The sequence below is a fragment of the Tumebacillus permanentifrigoris genome (assembly GCF_003148565.1).
Lineage (GTDB): Bacteria > Bacillota > Bacilli > Tumebacillales > Tumebacillaceae > Tumebacillus > Tumebacillus permanentifrigoris.
In genome coordinates this window covers 183,165-192,181 of sequence record NZ_QGGL01000010.1, presented here as the reverse complement: position 1 = coordinate 192,181, position 9,017 = coordinate 183,165, and the positions used below count along the sequence as shown (strand labels likewise).

Below are 9,017 nucleotides of genomic sequence, written 5' to 3'. Positions count from 1 at the left end.
AAGAGATCATCCGGTATTAGCACTCGTTTCCAAGCGTTATCCCAGTCTGCCAGGCAGGTTACCCACGTGTTACTCACCCGTCCGCCGCTGACATCAATGAAGCAAGCTCCACATCAGTCCGCTCGACTTGCATGTATTAGGCACGCCGCCAGCGTTCGTCCTGAGCCAGGATCAAACTCTCAATTAAAGTTTGATTCAAGGCTCGAATCGATTCTCATCTATCACTCGTTTAGTTTTCAAGGATCAAAACGTGCCGCCGAAGCGACTCAATCAAGATAACATACCAATCAAGTTCAAGTCAACTGGTAGATTTTCAATTTCTCACTCACCGCATCACTCGCGGCGACAAGAGTTATCTTACCACGCCCTGCTCTACGTCTCAATCTCGCCACTGAAACAAACTCCAACAAAACCTCCAACGGTTCGTATCTAGAAGTCACACACCCCCTCCATACCCCATTTCGCTCCCGATCCTAGCAAGGAGCAATAGAACACAAAAAAAGACCTGATTCCTTGTTAGGAATCAGGTCTTTTCATCTGGCGGAGAAAGAGGGATTCGAACCCCCGAGACGGTTTCCCGCCTACTTGATTTCGAGTCAAGCTCCTTCGACCGAACTCGGACATTTCTCCAGATGGCTCCCCGAGCAAGACTCGAACTTGCGACCATCCGATTAACAGTCGGGCGCTCTACCAACTGAGCTATCGAGGAATAAAGCGAGAAAAAAACTGGTGGAGAGAGAAGGATTCGAACCTTCGAAGCTTACGCAACGGATTTACAGTCCGCCCCATTTGGCCACTTTGGTACCTCTCCATAGAACTGGTAGCGGCGGAGGGATTCGAACCCCCGACCCTCCGGGTATGAACCGAATGCTCTAGCCAGCTGAGCTACACCGCCACGATGGCGGAGAGAAAGGGATTCGAACCCTTGAGACGGTTTCCCGCCTACACGATTTCCAATCGTGCTCCTTCGACCAAACTCGGACATCTCTCCGTGAACAATCTCTTTAGCTTGACCACCACAACTCGTGGCGACAGGAGTAATCATAGCATCTCCCTTGTCCCTTTTTCAATCCTGATGATCGGACAAATCCAGTCAAATTCGCTTCCCTTCCCCAATTATGTAACTCATGCGCGCCGCTACGACGATTTTCTCCATTTCACATTGCAACCACACACCTCAATCGGAATGCAAAAAAGGCCCGATCTCTCATGAGAGATCGGGCCTTTCACATGTTGCCTCGCGACGTCCTACTCTCCCAGGACCCTGCGGTCCAAGTACCATCGGCGCTGGAAAGCTTAACTTCTGTGTTCGAGATGGGAACAGGTGTGACCTTTCCGCCATCATCACGAGACTTGAAACAAAATGGTGGGCCCAAGAAGATTCGAACTTCCGACCTCACGATTATCAGTCGTGCGCTCTAGCCAACTGAGCTATGGGCCCGTACAAATGGAGCGGAAGATGGGATTCGAACCCACGACCCTCGCCTTGGCAAGGCGATGCTCTACCCCTGAGCCACTTCCGCATGAGGTATTGGTGTTACAAGTGGTGGCTCGGGACGGAATCGAACCGCCGACACGTAGATTTTCAGTCTACTGCTCTACCAACTGAGCTACCGAGCCATAATGAGTGTAAAAATAGTGGCGGAGCTGACGGGATTCGAACCCGCGGTCTTCCGCGTGACAGGCGGACATGTTAGGCCACTACACCACAGCTCCGAGTTACAAATTGCAAGTTTGAAAATGGTGGAGGCTGACGGGATCGAACCGCCGACCCTCTGCTTGTAAGGCAGATGCTCTCCCAGCTGAGCTAAGCCTCCGTAAAAATTGGTGACTCGTACGGGATTCGAACCCGTGAATGTCGCCTTGAAAGGGCGATGAGTTAAGCCGCTTCTCCAACGAGCCAAGCAAAATGGTGCCTTTTACCGGAATCGAACCGATGACCTCATCCTTACCATGGATGCGCTCTACCTACTGAGCTAAAAAGGCGTGGCTCCCCGAGCAAGACTCGAACTTGCGACCATCCGATTAACAGTCGGGCGCTCTACCAACTGAGCTATCGAGGAACAATGGTGGAGAGTAGCGGATTCGAACCGCTGACCCCCTGCTTGCAAGGCAGGTGCTCTACCAACTGAGCTAACCCCCCATTGAAAATGGCGCGCCCTGAGAGATTCGAACTCCCGGCCTTTTGATTCGTAGTCAAACGCTCTATCCAGCTGAGCTAAGGGCGCGTATAAAAATGGTGAGCCATGAAGGACTTGAACCTTCGACACCCTGATTAAAAGTCAGGTGCTCTACCAACTGAGCTAATGGCTCGTGTCGTTTCGTTCAACCGCGTCTCTCGCGGCGACAGGTATTAATATATCATGCTCACCCCAATCTCTCAACAGTCGAATCCAGTCGAATTCCGCCATAAACACTCGAATAGAACCATTCCAAGGAACAAGATGCCTCATCCTAGCAAATCCATCCCGATCCTCGTATTCTCAGCCTACTCAAGTAGATTATACGAAAAAAGGACTCATCTGCACGTGTGCAGAGAGCCCTTTTCACCAGAACTAACGGTTGTTGCGGCGCAAGAACGCCGGAATATCAAGGTTGTCGGAAGACGCGTTGCTACCGCCAAACGGTTTGATATCCATCTTGTTGAGCGGTTTTTGCTGCGGCGGGCGCTCCTTGTGCTCGAAGCCCGTCGCGATGACGGTCACGATGATCTCTTCCTTGAGATCTGGATTGATCACCGCGCCAAAGATCATGTTGACTTCCGGATCGGCTGCAGAAGACACGATATCTGCCGCTTCGTTGACTTCGAACAGCGACAGGTTGTTGCCCCCAGCAATGTGCATGAGGACGCCACGAGCGCCGTCGATCGAGGTCTCGAGGAGCGGGGAGCAGATCGCCTTTTTGGCCGCTTCTGCTGCACGGTTCTCACCCGAGTGTACACCAATACCCATCAGTGCCGCTCCACGCTCGGTCATGATGGTTTTGACGTCTGCAAAGTCGACGTTGATCAGGCCTGGTACGGCGATCAGGTCGGAGATCCCTTGGACACCTTGACGGAGCACGTTGTCCGCTACGCTGAACGCTTCCAGCATCGGGGTGTTTTTGTCGACGATCTCCAAGAGACGGTCGTTCGGGATGACGATCAGGGTATCGACTTTTTCCTTCAGGCTCGCGATGCCTTGGTCCGCTTGGTTCATGCGGCGACGACCCTCAAAGGTAAACGGCTTGGTGACGACACCAACGGTCAGCGCGCCCAATTCCTTGGCAATCTCTGCAACGACCGGAGCTGCCCCCGTGCCGGTGCCGCCACCCATACCTGCGGTGACGAAAACCATGTCAGCGCCACGCAGCGCGTTCATGATCTGTTCCTTGCTCTCTTCTGCAGCTTTCTTGCCGATTTCCGGGTTTGCGCCCGCACCGAGACCACGGGTCAGCTTTTCCCCGATCTGCATGCGGTTTTCCGCCTTGGAGAGGTGCAGCGCTTGTGCGTCGGTGTTGACGGTGATGAACTCTACACCCTTGATGCCCGCTTCGATCATGCGGTTGACTGCGTTGCAACCGCCGCCACCGCATCCGATGACCTTAATCTGGGCAAAGGCCTCTATATCAAAATCAAACTCCAACATAAACCTTGATCCTCCTTAAACGTACCCTGTCTTCTTAGACGAATTCGCTAAACCAGCTCTTGATGCGGTCGACGATCCCTCCGCCGCCCGCATTGGTACCGCCGCTGTTTTGCTTGCGGCGCGGTGCGGCTTGGGCTTCCGATTTGCGGGTGCTGTTGCGCCCCACGTATTTGATGATGCCCACCCCATTGACGAAGGACGTGTCCTTCACACCCAGGTAGTCAGGAATCGATACGCGCACATTCGCGTCCAACTCGAACTCTGCGAGCTTGTCCACGCTCGGCATCGCTGCGACGCCGCCCGTCAGGACATAACCGCTCGGCAGTTCCTTGAAACCCAAGCGCTCCACTTCCTGACGAACCATCTGGAAGATCTCCTGCATGCGCGGTTCGACGATGTTCGAGAGGTCGACCTGGGTAAACTCCTTGTCGACATTGCTGCCGACACGAGTGACCTTGAACGACTCCTCAGCACTGGCTGTCGAGACCAACGCATTGCCGTGGCGGACTTTTACCCGCTCCGCAACATCGGTCTGCGTGCGCAGGCCGATCGCGATGTCGTTGGTGACATGATCACCACCGACCGGGAGTACGCTGGTCGCTTCCAAGATGCCGTTTTTGAAGATCGATATCGTCGTCTGACCGGCACCGATATCAACGAGCCCAACGCCGAGTTTGCGCTCGTCGCTGGTGAGCGCGACCGTGCTCGCCGCCAGTGGCGACAAGACGAGGCCAGCGATCTGCACACCTGCACGCTCTACACAGCGCAACAGGTTGTGAATGACGGTGCGGGAACCGGTGATGATGTAGGTTTCGACTTCTAAACGAACCCCAATCATACCGCGCGGGTCCGCGATCTCGTCTAAACCGTCTACGATGTACATCTTCGGTACTACATCGATAATTTCACGCTCCGGCGCCAATGCAATCACGCGCGAAGCTTGTAAGACGCGATCTATATCCTCTTCGCCAATCTCTCGATTCGGTGAATTGACAGCTACGACGCCCCGGCTAGACTGAAGGGAGATATGGTTGCCAGAGATACCTACGTATGCAGATGCGATCTCGATGCCTACCATGCGCTCGGCATGATCGATTGCGGCGCGGATCGACTGAACCGTCTTGTCTATGTCAACGATTGCACCTTTGCGAATTCCATCGCCTTCAGCAGAACCTACGCCTATAATTTGGATGCCCGTGCCACTCATTTCACCAATGATGGCTCGCACTTTGGATGTTCCTATGTCTAAGCTGACGATGATGTCGCCGTTTGTCAAGCCGTGGCACCTCCCCGATCTATTGCAAAAACCTATCTTGATCTCTTCTTAAGTTCAACACGCCGCTGGAATTCCCTCTTTTTTGGAGGAACATTTTCAACTATTTTTCTCACTGTGACGGGAACGATTTACGATCAGACGACGGATCGAAGCGAGGTTGTTGAACAAGCGCACACCAAATGCGAACACGGCAGCCAAGTACAGATCGACGCCCAACTGAACGCCGATGAACGCCAACAATGCGGCCAATAGAGTGTTGAAGAAGAACCCGCTGATGAACACTGAGCTGTCGAAGTGCTTCTCCAAACTCGCCCGGATTCCGCCGAAAACGGTGTCGAGCGCGGCGAGGATCGCGATCGACAGGTAGCTGCTGTACTGAAGCGGAATGTAGAGGTTGAATGAGAACCCGAGCAGCACGCCGAGCACGAGTCCGATAACCGGAATCCAGATCATAGTTTTTTATCTCCTTCGGGTTGGGCATACTTAAAGTCAACAGTGCTCTCATAGGCCGGAATGATCAGGCTCCCGTTGGTGACATCCGTCACTTTGAAGTCCTTGCCCATCTCGCGGAAAAACTGCGGGAAAAGGTTCATCCCGATCTTCATCTGCTCGATGTTGCCGACCGCCTTGATCGAGATCTTGCGAGGGTCGATCATCACCGCATTGACCTGCAGGTTGTTCTGCGAGATTGAGCGAATCGACGACACCGACACGATCCGGTGGTTCTCCACAGCGACCGCTTGTGCTTCATTCCCGTTCAAGTAGTTGATCAATTGGTACAAGTAATAGTCGAGCGATGCCGCCTTGGACGGATCGCCGCCCGCCGCCACCGCGTCAAACGAATCCTCGATCGTGATGATGATCCCGTTGCCCTTCACGGCTTTGACCCCGGCGAGCAACTTGACTTTGTCGAGGTCTTCTGCCATCGCCTTGACCAGTTCCTCGCGGTTTCCTTGCTTGTTCTCATAGGTCTTGATCTGTTGCTCCAGTCGATCGATCTCGCTGTAGTAAAACTTTTGGCGGTCCTTCTCCTGCGTCAGCTCGGCGTTCATCTGCACGTTATCCACGACTTTGTTGTCAATGCGTGGACGATGCACGGTAGTGAATTGAACGGTCAGCATGCTGCCAAGCAAGATACTGACCAGGAACAGACTGACCTTGTGCTTGGTTTCCATACTCACCCTCCTATTTTTTCATCCCGTTGAAGTCGCCTGCATAGCCCGGTATGGTAATCGAGGGGCTTTGCTTAGGCGGAGTGATCGTCAAGTAGCGGCCATTCTCCGGGCGGGTCAGCAACTCGATGACACCGCCGCGGGTTTCCAGCGCATTGATCATGTTTTTCGGATCGCCGATCGCGTTCAAGACAAACGGTGTCGCGACGCGCTGGTTGTTGATTTTGACGACAGTACCGATACAGATGATGCCGGTGGTTGTCGTGATGCGTTGACCATTGATCGAGACCGCTTCAGCCCCGGCGATGAACAACTCGTTGACCAGCATCCGCAAGTCGGAGTCATGCGTGATGTAGAGCAGGACGTCTTTGTCAGTCGGGGTGTCTTTTTTGTTATCATCGACGGTGAAGGTGATGCCCGGACCCTTGACAGCGAGCAGACCGGACATGATCTTGTACTTCGTCAATTCATCCCGAATCTCAGGTGCGAGGTTCTGGTCGACGTTGCCCGCGAGCTTTTCCAAGCTGTGCAATTCCTTGTTCAGCTTCTCGATGCTCTCTTCCAGCCCTTGGTTCTCATCCTTGATTCTGCCCAATTGTTCGGCCGTGTACTGTGCCTTAGGGTCGATCTGCGGGAGTTTGGCTTGCGATTCTGCGGTAACGCGCATGTTTTTGTATTGCATAGATAGCATCAGGCCGAGGATTACAGAGATCATAGTCAGCGATACGGTCAGACGCAACCGTTTGTCAGTTTTTATGGGCATCTCTACTCTCCTTCCTTCTTGGCCTTGGTTTTGTACTCTTGTAAAAAGTTCGATTCCAACAGGTTCAGGATGCCCGGCGGCGTGTTGGCTGGCAGTGAATTTCTGAACTTCTGGTAGCTGTTCATCTTGTCAGCAAACTGCCGCTCTGGGATGCGGACTTCAAACTTGTCCCGCATGAAGACCTGCCAGGGACCCTTGGCCGGGATGTGCACCTCTGAGATCTGGTCGAGCACGGTGCGATCCACTTCCGGGATCTGCTTGGCCAACGCTTGTATATCCTCGCTGTTCACCACTTCTCCCGGCTTGACAGCAGGCAGGGTCTCCATCGAAATCAACGGCATCGAATCGGCCGGTTTCGCGGTCTTGTTCAGCGCGGTGCCATCCTGTAGGATGCTGTGAAATCCAGTTGCGGTGACCAAGGTGCCGGAGACCGACTTTTCCACGACGGCGATCACGACGTTGCCCGTCCAAGAGACTTGGATGTCGACCGTCTTCACGAGCGGATATGTCTTCAAAATCGCCTCTGTCGACTTGGATGTTGAGATGCGCCAGAAACTCATGCCTTTGTTGATTCCAGAGGAACGCACGATCTCGTCGTAGCGGATCTCGTGGTTGCCTTTTACATCGATCGTGTTCACAGCAGACAGCGGTGATTGCAGAAATCCCGCCACCAAGAGGAGTAAGAAAAATACGACAACAAAAAGCAGCGCCTTCCAATTTGGGCGGCGCTTTCGGGTCTGCTCAGGGGTCTTGGCTGTATAGGTCTCGGCGATGGTGGAGGGCGTTTCGTGCATGATAACAGACCTGCTCCTTTGCGTAAAAAAAATCGAACGGCATATACATTCATATATGCCGCCGTTGTTCGTTCTAGGGGTTTGCACCCATTATAACACGTTCAAAAGGGTTTTCAAGACGTCGAGTCTGACCGCTCACGCCAGATCTTCGCCCCTAAACTTCCAAATACTTCCTCGACCTTCTCGTAGCCTCTGTCGATGTGGTGAACCTTCTCGATGAAGGTTTTTCCATTCGCCGCGAGCCCCGCAAGGATCAAAGCCGCCCCTGCGCGCAAATCGGTCGCTTCCACATGCGCCCCCGTCAATTCAGGTACCCCTTCGATGAAGGCGGTCCGCATGTCGACTTTGATTTTCGCTCCCATGCGCATCAGCTCACTCACATGTTGGTAACGCCCTTCAAATATCGATTCCGTCACCACCGACGTCCCGTCTGCCACACTGAGAAAAGCCATAAAAGGCGACTGCAAATCGGTCGGGAACCCCGGGTAGTATGCCGTCTGGATGCGTTCGATGCGTTTGGGTCGTGCGTTCGTCCGCACATGCAGACGGTTGCTCTCCACGCGAACCTCCACACCCGTCTCCTGCAGTTTGGAGATTACGGCCCCCAAGTGGTCGGGTTGCACATTGGTCAGTTCGATCTCGCCCTGTGTGATCGCCGCCGCCAGCAACAGCGTGCCGGTCACGATGCGATCGGGAATGACTTTGTACTCCGCCCCTCGCAATCGGTGCACGCCTTCGATGACCACTTTGTCCTCGCCGGCACCATGCACCCGCGCGCCCATCGTGTTCAAGTAGTTCGCGAGATCGATGATCTCCGGTTCTCGTGCTGCATTGTGGATCGTCGTCACACCGTCGGCAAAGACCGCCGCCATGATCAAGTTCTCCGTCGCCCCGACGCTTGGTAGGTCGAGGTAGATGTTCGCCCCGCGCAGTCGGTTGGCGGTGCAGAGGATGTAGCCGTGCTTTTCCTCAATCCGTGCGCCTAGCGCTTGCAAACCTTTGAGATGCAAGTCGATCGGACGTGAGCCGATCGTACAGCCGCCTGGCAACGAGATGCGGACTTGACCGCAGCGCGCCAAGATCGGCCCCATGAGAAAAATCGAAGAGCGCATCTGACGCATCAAGTTCTCCGGTACTTCCGTGTGGGTCAAGGTGGTAGCATCGACACGCAAACGGGAACCCTCATGATGAACTTTGGCACCCAAGTGACGCAGAATCGTCACCATCACGCGGATGTCTTGCAGATTTGGCACATCTTCGATGATACTCTCTCCATGCGCCATGACGCTGGCCGCCAAGATCGGCAGGGCGGCGTTTTTGGCCCCGTGTACTCGCACGGAGCCTTGAAGTTTATGCCCTCCTTCAATGGCTATGCGTTCCACGCAT

Annotated in this window: 7 protein-coding genes, 16 tRNA genes and 2 rRNA genes; all 25 read right to left on the bottom strand. The window is 54.1% G+C overall.

Features of this window, described 5'->3' with window-relative positions; genetic code table 11:
• Positions 1 to 187: ribosomal RNA gene (locus C7459_RS13230) — 16S ribosomal RNA — on the bottom strand; the annotation flags it as partial.
• A gap of 351 nt (positions 188 to 538) precedes the next feature.
• Positions 539 to 630, bottom strand: a tRNA-Ser gene (locus C7459_RS13225).
• A 3-nt stretch (positions 631 to 633) separates the two neighbouring features.
• Positions 634 to 709 (bottom strand) — tRNA-Asn (locus C7459_RS13220).
• A gap of 18 nt (positions 710 to 727) precedes the next feature.
• Positions 728 to 811: transfer RNA gene (locus C7459_RS13215), tRNA-Tyr, on the bottom strand.
• Between the two features lie 7 nt (positions 812 to 818).
• A tRNA-Met gene (locus C7459_RS13210) sits at positions 819 to 895 on the bottom strand.
• A 4-nt stretch (positions 896 to 899) separates the two neighbouring features.
• Positions 900 to 991: transfer RNA gene (locus C7459_RS13205), tRNA-Ser, on the bottom strand.
• Between the two features lie 244 nt (positions 992 to 1,235).
• Positions 1,236 to 1,352 (bottom strand): 5S ribosomal RNA (gene rrf / locus C7459_RS13200).
• Positions 1,353 to 1,364: 12 nt separating this feature from the next.
• Positions 1,365 to 1,441, bottom strand: a tRNA-Ile gene (locus tag C7459_RS13195).
• Between the two features lie 7 nt (positions 1,442 to 1,448).
• Positions 1,449 to 1,523 (bottom strand) — tRNA-Gly (locus C7459_RS13190).
• A 21-nt stretch (positions 1,524 to 1,544) separates the two neighbouring features.
• Positions 1,545 to 1,620, bottom strand: a tRNA-Phe gene (locus tag C7459_RS13185).
• A gap of 19 nt (positions 1,621 to 1,639) precedes the next feature.
• Positions 1,640 to 1,716: transfer RNA gene (locus C7459_RS13180), tRNA-Asp, on the bottom strand.
• Between the two features lie 25 nt (positions 1,717 to 1,741).
• A tRNA-Val gene (locus C7459_RS13175) sits at positions 1,742 to 1,817 on the bottom strand.
• An 8-nt stretch (positions 1,818 to 1,825) separates the two neighbouring features.
• Positions 1,826 to 1,902 (bottom strand) — tRNA-Glu (locus tag C7459_RS13170).
• A gap of 8 nt (positions 1,903 to 1,910) precedes the next feature.
• Positions 1,911 to 1,986 (bottom strand) — tRNA-Thr (locus C7459_RS13165).
• Position 1,987: 1 nt separating this feature from the next.
• A tRNA-Asn gene (locus C7459_RS13160) sits at positions 1,988 to 2,063 on the bottom strand.
• A 4-nt stretch (positions 2,064 to 2,067) separates the two neighbouring features.
• Positions 2,068 to 2,143: transfer RNA gene (locus tag C7459_RS13155), tRNA-Ala, on the bottom strand.
• 8 nt (positions 2,144 to 2,151) lie between these two features.
• Positions 2,152 to 2,228, bottom strand: a tRNA-Arg gene (locus C7459_RS13150).
• Between the two features lie 9 nt (positions 2,229 to 2,237).
• Positions 2,238 to 2,313: transfer RNA gene (locus C7459_RS13145), tRNA-Lys, on the bottom strand.
• Between the two features lie 242 nt (positions 2,314 to 2,555).
• A complete protein-coding gene (gene ftsZ, locus C7459_RS13140) occupies positions 2,556 to 3,626 on the bottom strand; it encodes a cell division protein FtsZ (RefSeq protein WP_109689766.1) in 1,071 nt (356 codons plus the stop codon).
• 34 nt (positions 3,627 to 3,660) lie between these two features.
• Positions 3,661 to 4,902, bottom strand: coding sequence for a cell division protein FtsA (ftsA, locus tag C7459_RS13135; protein WP_109689765.1), 1,242 nt, complete (start codon positions 4,900 to 4,902; stop codon positions 3,661 to 3,663).
• 96 nt (positions 4,903 to 4,998) lie between these two features.
• Positions 4,999 to 5,355 carry a small basic family protein gene (locus C7459_RS13130; protein WP_109689764.1) on the bottom strand — a complete coding sequence of 119 codons (357 nt, stop codon included), beginning with the start codon at positions 5,353 to 5,355 and terminating at the stop codon, positions 4,999 to 5,001.
• Positions 5,352 to 6,077 carry a DUF881 domain-containing protein gene (locus tag C7459_RS13125; RefSeq protein ID WP_109689763.1) on the bottom strand — a complete coding sequence of 242 codons (726 nt, stop codon included), beginning with the start codon at positions 6,075 to 6,077 and terminating at the stop codon, positions 5,352 to 5,354. Before C7459_RS13125 ends, C7459_RS13130 begins: the two co-directional genes overlap by 4 nt.
• A 10-nt stretch (positions 6,078 to 6,087) precedes the next feature.
• Positions 6,088 to 6,837, bottom strand: coding sequence for a DUF881 domain-containing protein (locus C7459_RS13120; protein ID WP_109689762.1), 750 nt, complete (start codon positions 6,835 to 6,837; stop codon positions 6,088 to 6,090).
• A 2-nt stretch (positions 6,838 to 6,839) separates the two neighbouring features.
• On the bottom strand, positions 6,840 to 7,631 hold the full coding sequence (locus tag C7459_RS13115; protein ID WP_109689761.1) for a cell division protein FtsQ/DivIB: 792 nt from the start codon (positions 7,629 to 7,631) through the stop codon (positions 6,840 to 6,842).
• A gap of 113 nt (positions 7,632 to 7,744) precedes the next feature.
• Positions 7,745 to 9,013 (bottom strand): UDP-N-acetylglucosamine 1-carboxyvinyltransferase, encoded by a 1,269-nt coding sequence (murA, locus tag C7459_RS13110; protein WP_109689760.1) that lies wholly within the window; start codon positions 9,011 to 9,013, stop codon positions 7,745 to 7,747.
• Between the last annotated feature and the right edge of the window lie 4 nt (positions 9,014 to 9,017).